Annotated in this window: 10 protein-coding genes and 2 pseudogenes; 9 read left to right on the top strand and 3 right to left on the bottom strand. The window is 68.4% G+C overall.

Annotated elements, in window-relative coordinates; genetic code table 11:
- Nucleotides 1-282 precede the first annotated feature (282 nt).
- Both XnspCFBP7698_RS05940 and XnspCFBP7698_RS21605 read left to right on the top strand, forming a co-directional pair.
- Nucleotides 283-2,442 carry a bifunctional (p)ppGpp synthetase/guanosine-3',5'-bis(diphosphate) 3'-pyrophosphohydrolase gene (locus XnspCFBP7698_RS05940; RefSeq protein ID WP_146093181.1) on the top strand — a complete coding sequence of 720 codons (2,160 nt, stop codon included), beginning with the start codon at nt 283-285 and terminating at the stop codon, nt 2,440-2,442.
- A 371-nt stretch (nt 2,443-2,813) separates the two neighbouring features.
- Nucleotides 2,814-4,328, top strand: a complete 1,515-nt coding sequence (locus XnspCFBP7698_RS21605; RefSeq protein ID WP_184367248.1) for a hypothetical protein — start codon at nt 2,814-2,816, stop codon at nt 4,326-4,328.
- 78 nt (nt 4,329-4,406) lie between these two features.
- Here XnspCFBP7698_RS21605 and XnspCFBP7698_RS05920 read toward each other — a convergent pair whose 3' ends face one another.
- Nucleotides 4,407-6,509: a glycosyltransferase gene (locus XnspCFBP7698_RS05920; RefSeq protein WP_146093179.1), complete on the bottom strand. Its 2,103-nt coding sequence runs from the start codon at nt 6,507-6,509 to the stop codon at nt 4,407-4,409.
- 233 nt (nt 6,510-6,742) lie between these two features.
- Here XnspCFBP7698_RS05920 and mrcB point away from each other — a divergent pair, with 233 nt between their 5' ends.
- The 6 genes and pseudogenes from mrcB to XnspCFBP7698_RS05890 form a co-directional block, all read left to right on the top strand.
- Nucleotides 6,743-9,187, top strand: a complete 2,445-nt coding sequence (gene mrcB, locus XnspCFBP7698_RS05915; RefSeq protein WP_104579861.1) for a penicillin-binding protein 1B — start codon at nt 6,743-6,745, stop codon at nt 9,185-9,187.
- A 13-nt stretch (nt 9,188-9,200) separates the two neighbouring features.
- Nucleotides 9,201-9,725 carry a hypothetical protein gene (locus tag XnspCFBP7698_RS05910; protein ID WP_104579860.1) on the top strand — a complete coding sequence of 175 codons (525 nt, stop codon included), beginning with the start codon at nt 9,201-9,203 and terminating at the stop codon, nt 9,723-9,725.
- A gap of 436 nt (nt 9,726-10,161) precedes the next feature.
- Complete coding sequence (locus XnspCFBP7698_RS05905) at nt 10,162-12,159, top strand: ATP-dependent DNA helicase (protein ID WP_104579859.1); 1,998 nt, start codon at nt 10,162-10,164, stop codon at nt 12,157-12,159.
- Between the two features lie 319 nt (nt 12,160-12,478).
- The gene (tsaB, locus tag XnspCFBP7698_RS05900) at nt 12,479-13,198 is read left to right on the top strand and encodes a tRNA (adenosine(37)-N6)-threonylcarbamoyltransferase complex dimerization subunit type 1 TsaB (protein ID WP_104579858.1); all 720 of its coding nucleotides are present in this window, start codon (nt 12,479-12,481) and stop codon (nt 13,196-13,198) included.
- Nucleotides 13,195-13,548 (top strand): annotated as a pseudogene (locus XnspCFBP7698_RS05895) (ADP-ribosylglycohydrolase family protein); the annotation flags it as partial. The gene tsaB and the pseudogene XnspCFBP7698_RS05895, both read left to right, overlap by 4 nt.
- A gap of 281 nt (nt 13,549-13,829) precedes the next feature.
- Nucleotides 13,830-14,375, top strand: a pseudogene (locus XnspCFBP7698_RS05890) (ADP-ribosylglycohydrolase family protein); the annotation flags it as partial.
- An 82-nt stretch (nt 14,376-14,457) separates the two neighbouring features.
- Here XnspCFBP7698_RS05890 and XnspCFBP7698_RS05885 read toward each other — a convergent pair.
- Together XnspCFBP7698_RS05885 and gshB are read right to left on the bottom strand one after the other, a co-directional pair.
- Nucleotides 14,458-15,333, bottom strand: a complete 876-nt coding sequence (locus tag XnspCFBP7698_RS05885) for an energy transducer TonB (protein WP_104579857.1) — start codon at nt 15,331-15,333, stop codon at nt 14,458-14,460.
- Nucleotides 15,330-16,280 carry a glutathione synthase gene (gene gshB, locus XnspCFBP7698_RS05880; protein ID WP_104579856.1) on the bottom strand — a complete coding sequence of 317 codons (951 nt, stop codon included), beginning with the start codon at nt 16,278-16,280 and terminating at the stop codon, nt 15,330-15,332. The genes XnspCFBP7698_RS05885 and gshB overlap by 4 nt, the downstream gene beginning before the upstream one ends.
- 237 nt (nt 16,281-16,517) lie before the next feature.
- Between gshB and pilG the strand changes: the two genes are divergently transcribed.
- Nucleotides 16,518-16,919, top strand: a complete 402-nt coding sequence (gene pilG / locus XnspCFBP7698_RS05875) for a twitching motility response regulator PilG (protein ID WP_005913706.1) — start codon at nt 16,518-16,520, stop codon at nt 16,917-16,919.
- Nucleotides 16,920-16,921 lie beyond the last annotated feature (2 nt).

Here is a 16,921-nt window from a genome sequence, read left to right as displayed (position 1 = left end):
GCTGCGCACGGCAGCGACGACGTGCAGGGAGCATAGGCAGCCGGTTTGGGCGAGTTGTAAAGAGCACGTAAAAAGCGGCGGATGCGGCGCAGATGGACCGTGATGGCGCCTGACGCATTGCGCTGAGCGGTTGCGAATCAAGACGTTGGCGCGTGAACCGACCATAAGCACGGCGGTCGTGCGGCAGCGCACGGGCACCGAAATTTCGCGTTGTGGAGAAGGTGACGCGCACGTTACCGTAGCCGTCAGCCCCTTGTTGTTGCCGCCACCGTGTCCACCGTTGTGACCAGTTCCTCATTCGAACGCCTGCGGGCAGTGCTGCAGCGCCCGGCTGTCGCCTCGATCGCACCCGCCCTGCGGGACGCGCTTGCGCAGGCCTGGCAGGACATGCCGCCCGCGCCAGCCGACAGCGTGCCGTGGTCGCTGCTCGGCGACACGCTGGATGCGCTGGCCCTGCTGGCGGCCGACGAGGCCACCCTGATTGCGGCGCTGCTGTTCGACCTGCCGGCGTTGCGCGGCACCGTTGCCGCCCTGCCGTGGCAACCGGCGGAGCGGCGCGTGGCGGTGGAGGGCCTGCTCGATGGCCTGGATGCGGCCGACCAGGTTTGGGCGCTGCACGCCGGGCGCGAGGCCGGGCGCAACAGCGAGGGCCTGCGCCGCTTGTTGCTGTCGATCATCCACGACCTGCGGGTCGTGCCGATCCTGCTGGCACGGCAGTTGGCGCGCATGCGCGTGGCCGACCGCCTCAACGAGGAACAGCGTCGCGCGCTGGCCCAGCTCACCCGCGACATCCATGCCCCGCTGGCGAACCGGCTGGGCATCTGGCAGGTGAAGTGGGAACTGGAAGATCTGGCGTTCCGTCACCTGGAGCCGGAGACCTACCGCCGCATTGCCCGCGAAGTGGATGAAACCCGCGTTGCACGCGAGCGCTATATCGAAGCGGTCAAGCGCAGCCTGTCCAGCGCGTTGGCCGGGCAGGGGCTGCGGGCCGAGGTGAGCGGGCGGCCGAAGCACATCTACAGCATCTGGCGGAAGATGCAGAAAAAGCGGTTGTCCTTCGACCAGTTGTACGACGTGCGCGCAGTGCGCGTGATGGTGGACGACGTGGCGGCCTGCTACGCGGCGTTGGGTGCGGTGCATTCGCTGTGGGCACCGGTGCCCAGCGAGTTCGACGATTACATCGCGCGGCCCAAGGCCAACGACTACCGCTCGCTGCACACCGCCGTGGTCGGCCCGGAAGGGCGCACCATCGAAATCCAGATCCGTACCTTCGATATGCATGCCCAGGCCGAACTTGGCGTGGCCGCGCACTGGAAATACAAGGAAGGCGGCAAGGGCGCCGAAAAGGCCTTCGACCGCAAGATCCTGTGGATGCGCCAGTTGCTGGAGCAGGTGCAGGAAGGCGAGCACGGCGAGCTGGCCGGCGCGCTGGATGCCGAGCTGATCGAAGACCGCGTGTACGCGCTGACCCCCAAGGGCGAGGTGATCGATCTGCCACAGGGCGCCACGCCGCTGGATTTTGCGTATCACGTGCACACCATGGTGGGGCATCGCTGCCGCGGCGCGCGCGTCAACGACCGCATCGTGCCGCTGACGTATCGGCTGCGCAGCGGCGACCGCGTGGAGATCATGACCGCCAAGGAAGCCGACCCGCGCCGCGACTGGCTGCTGGCGTCCAACGGCTTTCTGGCCAGCGGGCGGTCGCGCGACAAGGTGCGTGCGTGGTTCCACAAGCTCGACCGCGCGCGCAACGTGCAGGCCGGCAAGGACCTGCTCGATCGCGAGCTCAAGCGGCTGGGCCTGCAGCATGCCGATCTGGGCGTGGCCGCACGCAAATTCCACGCCGAGAACATCGACGAGCTGTATATCCAGGTGGCGCTAGGCGATACCGGCCCGAACCAGGTCAGCCGCGCGTTGCTGGAAGCCGAGCGCGCCGCGTCGCAACCGGCGGTGCCGGCGCCGCCACGCCCGACTGCGCGTCGCGATGGATTGGGCAAGTCCAAATTCACCGTGCAGGGCGTGGGCAACCTGCTGGTGCAGCTGGCGCGATGCTGCCAGCCGGTGGCCGGCGAACCCATTGCCGGCTACCTCACCCGCGGGCGCGGCATCACCGTGCACCGCACCGATTGCGCAGCATTGGCGCGGCTGGCCGCCGCCCACCCGCAGCGCGTGTTGCCGGTGGAGTGGGGCAAGGCCGGCAGCGGCTACGAGGTGGATGTGCAGGTGCGTGCGGTGGACCGGCGCTGGCTGCTCAAGGACATCACCAACCTGATCGCGCAGGAAGACGCCCACGTGCTGGAGATCAACAGCGACAACGTGCGCGACACCGGCAGGGCGCAATTGCGGCTGCGGCTCAAGGTCAGCGACTACGACCAGCTGTCGGCCCTGCTCGGCAAACTGGACGCCTTGCCCGGCGTCAACGAGGTCCGGCGCCTGGGCTGAGGCTGGGTAACAAGGCGGTAGCGTTCGCTTGACGGGCGCCGCACAGACGAGCAGCGTCATCGTCACAGCGCATGCCGTGGCATCCATCGATGGTCAGCAAGCGGACGATGGAGGTCATGCGGTGCAAGTCGCTGCGCCGCCATGCTATCCGTGTCGCGACCGTTTATCCGTGGATCTGCAAAGCCCATCAGCCGATCAGCCATGTTTGCCTGACGATTCCCGATTCCCGATTCCCGATTCCCGATTCCCGATTCCCGATTCCCGAATCCCGAATCCCGAATCCCGAAACGCACATCGTCTTCGCAGCAGGCAGCTACCATAGTCGGGTGAACGCGTCCCTGTCAGGTCGCGCCAAGGATGGACGCCACCGCATGTTTCCGCTGCCGCGCTGGGCCAGGTCGCCCCGCCTCTGGGCGCCGTTGCGCAGCCGCGCGCTGTGGCGCGTGGTGTTGGCGCTGTCCGCCTGCCTGCTCCTCAGCGTCATCGTGCTGCGCAAGCCGCTTGCCGACTGGCTGTGGCCGGATACGCGCATCCAGCAGCTGCTGCAACGCGGCGATGCGGCCTTGCTGCGCGGCCGGCTCAGCGCAGCCGACGGCACCGGGGCGCGCGAATTGTTCAACGCTGCGCTCGCGCTGGACAGCGATCGCACCGAGGCGCGGACCGGCTTGGCGCGTACCGGTGCCGCCGCCGTGGTGCAGGCGCGTGCGGCCATCGCGGCCGGCGATGCGCCCGGTGCGCAGCGCGCGCTGACACTGGCAGGTGCGCTGGAGGTGCCGCAGGCGCAGACCGCCCCGGCTGCGCTGCGCCTGCGCGACCTGCAGGCGCGCCGTGCCGGACTCGATGCCTTGCTCGCACAGGCGGTGGTCGCCCAGCAACAGGGGCGCCTGGATGGAACCCCCGACAGCGCGCTGCCGCTTTACCAGCGCATCCTGACCCTGGCCCCGGACCGCACCGACGCGCTGGAAGGACGCGAAGATGCCCTGGCCGATCTGCTGGCGCAGGCGCGCCATGCGCTGGCACGCGACGCACTTGCCGATGCCGCCGCCCTGCTGGCCGCTGCCAAGCGCTACGATGCCGGGCATGCCGACCTGCCGCTGACCGAGGGGCACTATCACCGTCTGCTCGAGCAGCGCCGTCAACGTGCACAGACATTGCTGCGCCGCGGCCGGTTGGCCCCGGCAGCGCGCGATTTTGCCGCGGTGCTGGTCGCCGAGCCGGCAGATGCCGGGGCGCAGCGCGGGCTCGAACGGGTGGCCGGCGAATACGCCGCACAGGCGGGTCGCCAGGCTGCGGATTTCCATTTCGATGAAGCCATGCAGTCGCTGCAACAGGCGCAGGCCCTGGTGCCGGGCGCTGCATCGATCGCGCAGGCCGAGCAGGCGATCGCGCGTGCGCGCGATGCGCAACGCGGCCCGCAGACCGGTCTGTCGCGCGCAGTGCGCGAGCGCCGCCTGCGCGTGTTGCTGCAACGCGTGGCCGACGCCGAAGCACGCCAGCAGTGGATGACGCCGCCCGGGGCCAGTGCATACGATGCCGTGCGCGCCGCACAGGCGCTGGCGCCGCGCGACCCACGCGTGGTGCAGGCGGCCGCGCGGGTGGTGCCTGCCAGTCAACGCTGTTTCGAAGACGAACTGCGCAACAACCGCCTGCGCGCGGCGCGCGGATGTCTGGATGCCTGGCAGGCGCTGACGCCCAACGGCGATGCGCTGGCCGGCGCACGTCGGCGCCTGGCGCAACGCTGGGTTGCGGTCGGCAGCGAGCGGCTGGGGCAGGAGGATGCAGCGTTCGCCCGACGTGCCCAGGATCAGGCGCATCAGCTGGATCCAGGCTTGCCGGAACTGGCCGAGTTCACGCGACGGGTGCGGGCGGTGGCCGAGCAGCGCTGAGGCTTGCACCGGTGGGGAGTGAGTGAAGGTCGGACGCAGAGCCCCGGCCGGCCAGGCGACACGTGCGATACCGCCCGGTCAAGGCGCGATGAACAACGCGCGCACGGTGTCGCGTGCGGCCTCCAGCGAGAAATGCCGGGCCACGTTGCGCAGGCCGTTGTCCGCCAGGCGCTGCCATAACGCCGCATCCTGATACAGCCGCACGATGGCGCTGGCGAACGCGTCGGCGTCGTCGGCCACGCAGACATCTTCGCCGTCGCGCAGGTGCATGCCTTCCACTGCACAGGTGGTGCCGACCACCGGTTGGCCGTGCGCCATGCTCAGGTTGATCTTGCCCTTGACGCCGGCGCCAAAGCGCAGCGGTGCCACCGACAGGCGCGCGCTGTCCATGAACGGCACCAGGTCCGGCACATGCCCGTGCAACTGCACGCCTGGGCATTCGTCGGCCAGCAGCTTGAGCGCTTCGGGCAGGTCGGCGCCGATGCAATGAAAGACCACGCCGGGCAGTTGCGCGCGGACCTGCGGGAAGATGGCGCTGATGAACCACTGCACCGCGTCCACGTTCGGCGCGTGACGGAACCCTCCGACGAACACCAGGTCGCGGCGTTGTTCGAAACCGTGGCCGCTGCCGACGACATCATGCAGGTTGGACAGCAGGGCGGTGCGGATCTGCGGTGCGTCTGCGCGCAGCTGCGCCTGTTCGGCGGCCGACACCAGCAACGTGACATCGGTGGCAGCCATGATCTCCAGTTCGCGCACCCGGGTGCGCTCTGCGCTGCGCAGCAGGTTGGCATCGCCGGCAAGCTCGGCACCGCGGCGTTCGCGCAGGTAATGCAGGTCGACGGTATCGAACAGGGTGCGTGCCTGTGGCGCGTATTGCTTGAGCAACGGCAGGCAGGCATGCGCCACGTGATGACGCACCAGCAGCACCACCGCAAAGCGCGACCCATGCGTGCGCAACCAGCTGCCGATGCCCTCCAGGAACGGCGCGTACCAGACCTCCACGCCCAACTGCTGCAGCGCCTGGGTGTGGCGTCCGGCATGTTCGCGGCGGGTCGGCACAAACACCACGTGCGCGCCTTCCTCGCAGAGCAGACGGATCAGGTTGAACTGCCGCAACGAGCCGGAGTCGCGGTCCGGCTGCGGCACGCATTCGTCCAGGATCAGTACCTGGCGCTGCCCGCGATGCAGCTGCGCGGGGCCGGGCACGCGGCCGACCGGCAATTGCCGGGTCAGCACCTGCTGCCATTTGTCCGCAAAGACCGCCTGATTGCGGACCTGGTAGGCCTTGACCCCGGTACGGGTGTCGGTGCCGTTGCTGGTGCCTTCGTCATGCACCACCACGCTGGCCGGCTGCACCAGCACCTGATGCCCGGCGGCGCGTACGGCGAAAGCCAGGTCGGTGTCTTCGTAGTAGGCCGGCATGTAGCGGCGATCCAGCCCGCCCAGTGTCTGCAACAGCGCCCGTGGCAGGGCAATCGCCGCACCCGAGCAGTAGTCCATCGCGCGCACATAGGCGTAGCGCGGGTCCTCGGCCGATTCGAAGCGGCCATAGCTCCAGGCGCTGCCATCGGCGAACACCACGCCACCAGATTCCTGCAGGCGTCCGTCCGGGTAAACGAGCTGCGCGCCGACCAGCCCGGCAGCCGGGTGCTGGTCGAACGTGGCGATCAGCCGGTCCAGCCAGCCGGGCTGCGGGATGGTGTCGTTGTTGAGCAACACCACGTAATCGCCGCGCGCAAGTTCAATGCCATCGTTGCAGGCTGCAATGAAACCGCCGTTGCTGGCGCGCAGGTGATAGTGCAAGCCCTCGATCTGCGGCAGCTGCACCGCGGTGACATCGCTGCTGCCATCGTCCACCACGATGATCTCGATGGCGAGCCGTGGCGGGTGCGCGGCAAGCGCGCGCAGGCAGGCCAGCGTATGGGCGATGTGGTTGTACACCGGAATCACCACCGTCACCCGTGGTGCGGCGCTGTGCGGTACCGCAAATACGTCGAACGGCGTGGCATCGGGCAACCAGAGCGGGGTGCCGAGCGCGACCGGCGGCGCCTGCGTGTGCACGCGAATGCGCTGCCAGGTGGCGCGCCACCCGCGGGTGCGCATGCTCGCCACGCTGCGGTGGATCAGGCCAAGCACGCGATTGAACAGGTAGCGCGCATCGGCCAGGGACATCGACATTCCGTTGGAACTCCAGCGTAGAGACGGGTGACACAGGGCGAGCCGTCGCCGGATGGGGCAAGGCGGGCCTGAGCGCGCAGTGTACCGAGCGGGCCATGCCGCGCCGAGCATCGCCGGACCACAGCGCAAGGCGTGTCGGCGTTTGTTAGCCGCGCTTAAGTCGCCAGGCCCGGTGAACCGCAACCATGACACCGCTGCGCTAGACTCGCCGGACTCTACATTCTCGCATTCCCGTGCCCCGACGCTACGACCACGACGATTCCGACGATTTCCAGGACGACACCGACGAGCAAGGCTCCCGCTGGCAGCGCAGACTGATTGTCTGGGGCTTTGCCGGCATCGCGCTGGCGCTCGGTTTCCTGATTCCCTACACGGTGTATCTGAACAAGCAGGTCAGCCAACGGTTCGGCGAACTGCGCTGGCAGATTCCGACCCGCGTCTATGGGCGGCCGTTGGTGCTGGCGCCCGGCAATGCGCTGGATGCGGCCACCTTGAAGACCGAGCTGGATGCGGCGTCCTACCGCGACGACGGCCAGGCCAAGCTGGCTGGCACCTATCAGCAGGACGGCAGCCGCTTCACCATTGCCAGCCGCGGCTATATCGACGTGGACGGACGTGTGGCCGCGCGGCGTGTCGAGGTGGCGCTGTCCGGTGGCCGCGTGGCCAGCCTGCGCGATGCTGGCGACCGCAAGGCGCTCAAGAGCGCACGTCTGGACCCGGCACGCATCGCCACGCTGTACGGACAGAAGCAGGAAGAGCGCCGCCTGGTGCGCATGGAGGAAGTGCCGGAGTTGCTGGTGACCGGCTTGCAGGCGGTGGAAGACCGCGACTTCAACAGCCATCACGGCATCGATCTCAGCGGCATGGTGCGTGCGGCCTGGATCATGCTGCGCTCCGGCGGCCAGGTGCGGCAGGGCGCGAGCACCCTGACCCAGCAGTTGGCCCGCAGCGGCCTGCTCGGCATCGGCAAGGAGCAGACGCTCACCCGCAAGTTCAACGAGATCCTGTACGCGGTGATCATGGAGGCGCGCTACGACAAGCGCACCATCCTGGAGGCCTATCTCAATCAGGTCTACCTGGGCCAGCGTGGCGGGCAGGCCATCCACGGGGTGTCGTCGGGCGCGGAGCTGTGGTTCGGTCGTGAGTTGAATTCGATGACCACCGAGCAGATCGCCCTGCTGATCGGGCTGGTCAAGGGGCCGTCGTATTACGACCCGCGCCGCAACCCGGAACGCGCGCTGGACCGGCGTAATTTCGTACTGGGCAAGCTGCACGAAAACAGCCTGATCAACGATGCCGAGTACAAGCGCGCGCTGGCCGCACCGTTGGGCGTGCCGCAGGAACCGGGCCTGGTCGCGGCCAACCGCTTCCCGGCCTATGTGGATCTGGTGCGCCGCCAGTTGGCGCACGACTACCCGGAAGGCGTGCTGCAGGGCGCCGGCATGAGCGTGCTCACCGGCATGTCGCCGTCTGCGCAGGCGTATGCCGAAGGCGCGGTGACCGGCACCATCAAGCGCCTGGACAACAAGAAGCGCCCGCCCTTGCAGGCCGGCTTGGTGCTGACCGATGTGCACAACGGTGACGTGCTGGCGGTGGTCGGCAGTCGCGACGTGGCCAAGCCGGGGTTCAATCGCGCGGTGGAAGCGCAGCGTCAGGTCGGCTCGCTGCTCAAGCCGTTCGTCTACCTGCTGGCCCTGGCCTCGCCGGACCGCTGGGCGCTCTCCAGCTGGGTCGACGACTCGCCGGTGACCGTGCAGCTCAGCCGCGGCAAGACCTGGTCGCCGGGCAATTCCGACAACCGCAGCCACGGCACGGTACGGCTGATCGATGCGCTGGCGCATTCCTACAACCAGGCCACGGTGCGGGTGGGCATGCAGGTCGGTGCCGACCGCATCGCCCAGCTGATCCAGGTGCTGGCCGGGATCAAGGCCGACCCCAATCCGTCGCTGATCCTGGGCGCCACCGACCAGAGCCCGTACGGCATGGCGCAGCTGTACCAGTTCCTGGCTGCGGGCGGCGAGATCCAGCCGCTGCATGCGGTGCGTGGCGTGCTCGACCCGCAGGGCAAGCTGCTCAAGCGCTACGACAAGACCCCGGCACCGGCACAGGAAGGCGATTCGGTGGCGGCCAACCTGATCAGCATCGCGCTGCAGCAGGTGGTCAGCGGCGGCACCGCGCGTCAGTTGCTGAGCGACGGGCTGGGGCGGCTGTCGCCGGCCGGCAAGACCGGCACCTCCAACGATGGTCGCGACAGCTGGTATGCCGGCTACACCGGCGATCATCTGGCGGTGATCTGGATGGGCAACGACCAGAACGAGCAGACCGGCCTGTACGGCGCCACCGGTGCGATGCGGGTGTGGTCGAGCATCTTCGCGCGCCTGCCCAGCGCGCCGCTCAAGGTCAGCGGCAAGGGGCTGGACTGGCAGCCGGTCGATGCCGCCGGGACCGGCGTGACCGACGCCGGTTGCCCCGGCGCGCGGCAGTTCCCGTTCGTGGTCGGCTTCACGCCCGCGTATGCTCCCTGCGCCGGCAATGCGCCGTCGATCGAGGGCGTTCCCGGCGAGGCCACCGCGCCCGCCGAGCAATCCAGCGGTGGCGGCTGGCGCCGCTTCTTCGGTCTGGAGAAGAAGCCCGAAGAACCCGCCCCCGCACCTGCCACGGCCCCACCCGCGCATTGACTGGAGTGACCCCATGATCCGAATCCACCGCTTGCTTGCCCTGGTTGGCGTGTTGACTGCAGTCACCGCGTGCGTCAGCGCACCGCCTCCACCGCCGCCGGCTCCGGTGGACCCGACCACCCCGACCCAACGGCTGTTGCTGATCGAACGCGAAGCCGGCGTGGACGACACCGAGCTGTCGGTGCAGCCGCTGCGCGACCCGCAGGTGGACGATCTGCGCGAGACCGCCAAGAGCAAGCGCCAGGCTGGCGATCTGCCCGGCGCGGCAGCCGCGCTGGATCAAGCGCTGGGACTGGTGTCCGGCGACCCGGCGATCCTGCAGGAGCGCGCGGAAGTGTCCGTGCTGCAGGCCGACTGGCCGGCCGCCGAGCGCTTCGCCAAGCAGGCGATCGAGCTTGGCTCCAAGACCGGCCCACTGTGCCGTCGCCATTGGGCGACCATCGAGCAGTCGCGGCTGGCACGGGGCGAAAAGGAAAATGCAGCTTCTGCCAAGGCGCAGATCGCCGGCTGCACCGTGCCGGGCGTGAAGCGGTACTGAGTGCGCACGGCAGCGGTCGTGCTGCCAGCAGCGCGACCGGCTCGGTCGGCTGCCTCCTGTGGGCGGGCAGCGTCGCTTCGTGAGCCAGCCCGCGCAGCACAACGCAAGACGAGCGCCCTCGGCCTCTTTGGTCCTGGGTCTGACGTGCCTGGATGGGGCGGGGCATCTGTAGCAACGAAGGTGCAACAGCCTGCCGGACCAAGCGGATGACGCAAGCGCCATCGCGCAGCACGGCATCGAAAGGCGCCTGAACCTTGTCGGCAGTCATCGACCGCTGTCGCTGGCATGGCGCAATCGTGAAATCGATGCGCCCCGCGTCCACCGCAGTCTCCTCGCTGCGATGACGTGTTTGCCGGCTGCTGCAAGCCTGACCCAGGCAGCATCACTGCGCACGCGCTAGGCTGTCGTGCTTCCTGTCCGCTCTTCGTTCGGTCCCATGTCCCAACTTGTCACTGCCAGCATCGAGGCCCTGAGCGAGGGCGGGGCGCTGGCGCGTCAGCTCGATGCGTTTGCGCCGCGCACTGCGCAGTTGCGCCTGACCGGCGCCATTGCCGAGGCCTTCGAGCAGCGCGATGTATTGCTGGCCGAGGCCGGCACCGGCACCGGCAAGACGTACGCTTATCTGGTGCCTGCGCTGCTGTCCGGGCTCAAGACCATCGTCTCCACCGGTACGCGTGCGTTGCAGGATCAGCTGTTCCATCGCGATCTGCCGCGCGTGCGTGCCGCACTGGGTGTCGGGCTGCGCAGCGCATTGTTGAAGGGCCGCGCCAATTATCTGTGCAAGTACCGCACCCAGCAGGCGCGTGGCGAGCCGCGCTTTGCCACGCCCGAGCAGGTGTCGCAGTTCCAGCGCATCGTGGCCTGGAGCGGGCGCACCCAGTACGGCGACATGGCCGAGCTCGAAGCCTTGCCGGACGACTCGCCGCTGCTGCCGATGGTGACCTCCACCGTCGACAACTGCCTGGGCACCGAATGCCCGTTCTACAGCGAGTGCTTCGTGGTGCAGGCACGTCAGCGCGCGCAGGCGGCCGATCTGGTGGTGGTCAACCACCATCTGCTGCTGGCCGATCTGGCGCTCAAACAGGAAGGTTTCGGCGAAATCCTGCCGGGCGCGCAAGCCTTCGTCATCGACGAGGCGCATCAATTGCCCGAGCTGGCGGCCAATTTCTTCGGCGAAAGTTTCGGCATGCGGCCTTGGCAGGAACTGGCGCGCGATTGCATGGTGGAAGCGCGGCTGGTGGCCGGCGCGCAAGCCAGCCTGCAGGCACCGATCCTGGCGCTGGACGAGGCCTTGCGCGCGCTGCGTGCCGGCATGGAGGGGCTGCCGCCACGTGGCACGCAATGGCGCGCGCTGGCCAAGCCGCAGGTGCGCGAAGGCTTCGATGCGGTGCTGTCGGCCCTGGCCCGGTTGGGCGAGGCGCTGCTGCCGCTGCGCCAGGCGTCGCCGGGTTTCGATGGCTGCACGGCGCGTGCGCAGGAGGCCTTGAACCGGTTGTCGCGCTGGCTGGGCGAGGATGTGCCGATCCCCGATTTTGCGCAGGATCCGCCGGAAGAGACGGTCGACAACGATGTGCTCTGGTACGAACTGAGTCCGCGCGGATTCCGTTGCCAGCGCACACCGCTGGATGTCTCCGGCCCGCTGCGCGAACACCGTGAAAAATCGCACGCGGCCTGGGTGTTCACCTCGGCCACGCTGGCGGTGGGCGGGGAGTTCGACCACATTGCGCTACGGCTGGGCCTGAGCGATCCGGTGACCCTGCTGCAGCCCAGTCCCTTCGACTGGGCGCGCCAGGCGCTGTGCTATCTGCCGCCGAATCTGCCCGACCCGGCCGCGCGTGGTTTTGGCACCGCCTTGATCGCGGCATTGACGCCGGTGCTGGAAGCATCCAACGGCCGTGCGTTCTTATTGTTCGCCTCGCATCGGGCGCTGCGCGAAGCGGCCGAGGCCTTGCGTGGCGCGCCGTGGCCATTGTTCGTGCAGGGCGAAGCGCCGCGCGCGACCTTGTTGCAGCGCTTCCGCGATTCCGGCAACGGCGTGTTGCTGGGCTCGGCCAGTTTCCGCGAGGGCGTGGACGTGGTCGGCGATGCCTTGAGCGTGGTGGTGATCGACAAGCTGCCGTTCGCCGCGCCCGACGATCCGGTATTCGAAGCGCGCCTGGATGCGATCCGCCGCGACGGCGGCAACCCGTTCCGCGACGAGCAGTTGCCGCAGGCGGTGATCGCGCTCAAACAGGGCGTGGGCCGGCTGATCCGCAGCGAAACCGACCGTGGCGTGCTGGTGCTGTGCGACCCGCGGCTGGTGAACAAGAGCTACGGACGCACGTTTATGAAGTCGCTGCCGCCGTTTGCGCGGACACGCGAGATTGCGGATGTGCAGGCGTTTTTCGAGCCGCAGGGGGCGGGACCGGGAACCGGGGGCCAGGAACCCGAATAAACGCAGGGCGAGCTGTTGGTGGCGGTCGCGTTGTTGGATTGCTGGGTTGCCGTCGCTATGCGATCTGCAAGCCGCGACTCGGGACCGAGACCTGGCTAAGCGCAGAGCGAAGTGCGCAAGGCAGCCGCGGATGCCGCATCGATGTGCAATGGCCCTCGCGCACGTCGCGTGGCCGGTCGGCCCGCGCAGTCGCTTGCGCACAAGTACCATACGCAGCGATTGGTACACCCAGGCACCATCCCGGCCCCTCGAATCGATCAGTTAAACTTTGCCCCTTTCCGGGTTTCCAGTCCCGGGTCCCCGGTCCCGGCTTGCTCCCATGAACATCCTCGCATTCGAAACGTCCACCGAAGCCTGCTCCGTTGCGCTGCACGCGGATGGCCGCGTGATCGAGCGTTTCGAACTGGCGCCGCGCCGCCACGCCGAACTGGCACTGCCGTGGGCCGAGCAGTTATTGGCCGAGGCAGGTATTGCGCGCCGCCAGCTCGATGCGATTGCGGTGGGCCGTGGTCCCGGTGCATTCACCGGCGTGCGTCTGGCGATCGGCATCGCGCAAGGCATCGCCCTGGCGCTGGGTCTGCCGGTGCTGGCTATCTCCACGCTGCAGGTGCTGGCCTTGCGCGCGCCGGCCGATGCGCCCCATGTGCTGGCCTGCATCGACGCACGCATGGGCGAGGTGTATGCCGGCCTCTTCGCGCGCAGCGGCGACAGCTTGCTGGAACTGGCGCCGGAAGTGGTGTGCGCACCGGACGCGCTCGTGCTGCCCGACAGCGCCGCGCGCATAGCCGGTGTCGGCACCGGTTTCGCCGCGGCCGACGCACTGCTGCAACAGCGTTTTGCGACCCGCCTGACCAGTGTCGATGCAACCGCGCTGCCACGTGCGGCCGATCTGCTCACGCTCGCGGTGCCGGCGTTGCAACGCGGCGAAGGCGTGGCGCCGGAGCGGGTGGAGCCGGCTTACCTGCGCGACAACGTCGCGCTCACGTTGGTCGAGCAGCAGGCCGCGCGCGCCGCGAAGGCAGCCGGCGCGACGCCATGACCGACGCTGCACAACGCGCCCGTTTTCGCGGGTGCCTGCTCGGCCTGGCAGTCGGCGATGCGCTGGGCACCACGCTGGAATTCTGCGCGCCGGGGAGCTTCACGCCGATCGACGACATGCGCGGCGGCGGCCCGTTCGCATTGCAGGCCGGGCAGTGGACCGACGACACCTCGATGGCCTTGTGTCTAGCGCATAGCCTGCTGCACCGGCAGGGGTTCGATGCAGCCGACCAGATGAATCGCTATTGCAACTGGTACCAGCACGGGTATCTCGGCAGTACCGGCACCTGCTTCGATATCGGCGCAACCGTGCGGCAGGCGCTGGAGCGCTATCTGGATGGTGGCCCGGCTTAGAGCGTGTCATCCACTTTGAGATGAGTGCGAAGCGGCCTGTGGCGCGTCGAGACAAGGCGTGCGCTGCGGCCCAGGCTGGCTGCCTGGGCAAAGCGCGCAACGTAGTATCGGCGCGCCACAGGTCACTTCCCGGAGGGTTGGCCGTCAGCGGCACGGAGCGGACGCCGCGCGGCTTGCCTTGGCGCCAGCCAAGCCAGCGCCACGCAACACCCGCTCCGCACCGCTGACGACCAACGCACCTCATCTCAAAGTGGATGACACGCTCTGGCGGCAGCGAGGATCCGCGCGCGGCCGGTAACGGCTCGTTGATGCGGCTGGCGCCGGTGGCGATGTATTACGCGCATCGCCCGGACGAATTGGGCGCGCGTGCCGCAGACAGTTCGCGAACCACGCATGCCGCCGCCGAAGCGATCGACGCCTGCCGGTTGTTCGCGCTGCAACTACGCGCTGCGCTGCTTGGTGGCGATCGCCAGGCAGTGCTGCAGACGCCGTGCGATGGTTTGGTCACGCCAGCGGTGCGCGCCTTGGCCATACGCGACCATGCGGCGGTGCCGGTGACGCAGATCCGCGGCACCGGTTACGTAGTCGATTCGCTGTCGGCCGCGCTGTGGTGTTTTGCCACCACCGAGACGTTTGCCGACGCGGTGCTGCGTGCGGCCAATCTGGGCGACGATGCCGATACCACCGCGGCAATCTGCGGGCAGCTGGCGGGTGCGCTCTATGGCATCGACCGCATCTCCGCCGCATGGCGCGAGCGCGTGCAGGACGCGGCGGAGATTGTGGCGCTGGCAGACGGTCTGTACGAGGCGGCACAGGTCGCATAGCAGCGCGAGCAGCTGCATCGGTAGCACCGTCATCCGATCCGCAGTGTGCCATCGTGCGCGCACCGATCAGGCGCGTGCCACCTCAACGATCGTCGTGCAGCTCGCCGCCGGGCAGGAACAACCACGTGCGCGTGACTTCGAGAATGTCCACGTCGTCCTTGGTCGTGGGAAGCGGCGGGAACGGCTGTGCCAGCTGCACCACGCGCAAGGCGGCATCGTCCAGCGCCGGCACGCCGCTGGAGATCAGCACGCGGCTGCTTTCCACGCTGCCGTCGCGGCGCACGCCCACGCTGATCACCACCTTGCCGCCCAGCCGGCGGCGCCGCGCCTCGTCGGGGTAATTCAGGTTGCCCACGCGCTCGGCACGGTCCACCCATGCACGCAGATAGTTGGCGTAGGCGTATTCGCGGGTACTGGCAGAGACGAACTTGCGGTTCGGGCGCTTGGCGTACTGCTCCGAGCGCAGGTGCACTTCGGCAGCCAGCCGGGCCATTTCTGCATCGCGCTGCACGCGTTGCGCATCGGCCGGGGTGAGCGGGTCGGTCTGTGGATTCGGTTGCGGGCTCGGCACCGTCTGTTCGCCGCGGCGGCTGCTCACCACCCGGGTCTGGGTCGGCTCCGGCGCGTTCACGCTGGTGGCGCGTTGCGCCTGAGGGGCCAGGCCGGTGCGGTCCTGCGGCACCACGCCGGGCTGGCTGTCGCGTGGGCGCTGCGCGGTGGCGTGGTCGCCGCCGCCCTGCTGGTTGGCCTGGGCCAGGAAGTCGGCCTGCTTGGGCGTCAGCGGCGTGCTGGTCTGGCTGAAGATCACATCCAGGGTCGGCACCAGCGGCGCGTCCTCGCTGACCGCAAAGCCCACGCCCAGGATCAGCGCGCCGTGCAGCAGCAACGAGATCACCAGCGTGGTGGTCAGCCGCCGGCGTTGGTCCATGGAAGCAGGCAGGGCCGCCGCCGTGCTCATTGCGCGGCGCCGGCCTCGATGGCGTCGAACAGCAGCCCGGCGATGTTCAGGCCGAACTGCGCATCCAGCTCGCGCACGCAGGTGGGGCTGGTGACGTTGACCTCGGTGAGGTAATCGCCGATCACGTCCAGGCCGACGAAGCGCATGCCGCGGCGGCGCATTTCCGGGCCGACCTGCGCGGCGATCCAGCGGTCGCGCTCGGACAGCGGGCGGCCTTCGCCGCGTCCGCCGGCGGCCAGGTTGCCGCGGAACTCGTCGCCCTGCGGAATCCGCGCCAGGCAATAGTCCACCGGCACGCCGTCCACCAGCAGGATGCGCTTGTCGCCGGCAGTGATGTCGGGGATGAAGCGCTGCGCCAGGGTCAGCTTGCGGTTGCCGTCGGTCAGCGTTTCCAGGATCACGTTGAGGTTGGGGTCGCCGGTGCCGCTGCGGAAGATCGAGCGCCCGCCCATGCCGTCCAGCGGCTTGAGCACCGCCTGGTCGTGCTCCAGCACGAAGGCCTTGAGCGCGGCCGCGTCGCGGCTGACCAGGGTCGGCGGGCAGCACTGCGGAAACAGCAGCGCGGCCAGCTTCTCGTTGTAGTCGCGCAGGCCCTGCGGGTCGTTGACGATCTGCGCGCCGGCGCGCTGCGCCACGCTCAGCACCTGGGTGTCGTAGACGAACTCCGCATCCACCGGCGGGTCCTTGCGCATCAGCACCACCTGGCCGGGGCCGAATGCCAGTTCGGCGAACTCGCCCAGGGTGAACCAGCTGGTCTTGTCCTCGCGCACGCTCAGCGGCGCAACCTGCGCCACCGCGCGGCCTTCGCGCAGGCTGAGTCCGCCGGGGCGCACGTAATGCAGGCGATGCCCACGCCGCTGGGCTTCCAGCAGCATGGCGAAGGTGGTGTCTTTTACGATCTTGATGGAGGCGATGGGATCCATCACCACAACGACGTCGAGCGACATGGGGCTAAACCTTTCGAACAGGCTGCCGATGGTAACTTCAAGCGGTGGGCGATGGCGTGCCTGGGCGGTCGCAGATGCGCGACTCGTCGGTTCGGACGCGCCCAGACGTGGTCGGAACGTCCGCCTGGCGGGGCCCCGGCAATGCGCCCTTGACAGTCGATGCGGGTCTTGGGATATACATGCAGTTTCGTAGCGACGTCGGAAGGGATGAAGCGTCGCGCGCCCGGGGATATTTGCATGAGTGAAAACATTGCTGCGGGTGGGGAACTCGCAGGACTGAAGGTGATGGTGATCGATGACTCGAAAACCATTCGCCGCACTGCCGAAACGCTGCTGAAGCGGGAAGGGTGTGAAGTAGTGACAGCAACGGATGGTTTCGAGGCACTGGCCAAAATTGCGGACCAGCAACCTCAGATCATTTTTGTCGACATCATGATGCCGCGCCTGGATGGGTACCAGACGTGTGCGTTGATCAAGGGCAACCAGCTCTTCAAGTCGACGCCGGTCATCATGTTGTCGTCCAAGGATGGCCTGTTCGACAAGGCACGTGGCCGCATCGTCGGTTCCGAGCAATATCTGACCAAGCCGTTCACCCGTGAAGAACTACTGAGCGCGATCCGCACGTACGTCCACGCCTGACC

The organism is Xanthomonas sp. CFBP 7698, assembly GCF_003600855.1.
GTDB classification, from domain to species: Bacteria; Pseudomonadota; Gammaproteobacteria; order Xanthomonadales; family Xanthomonadaceae; genus Xanthomonas; species Xanthomonas cannabis.
Note: the sequence above shows the minus strand (reverse complement) of the source record. Positions and strands in the feature narration are given on the sequence as shown.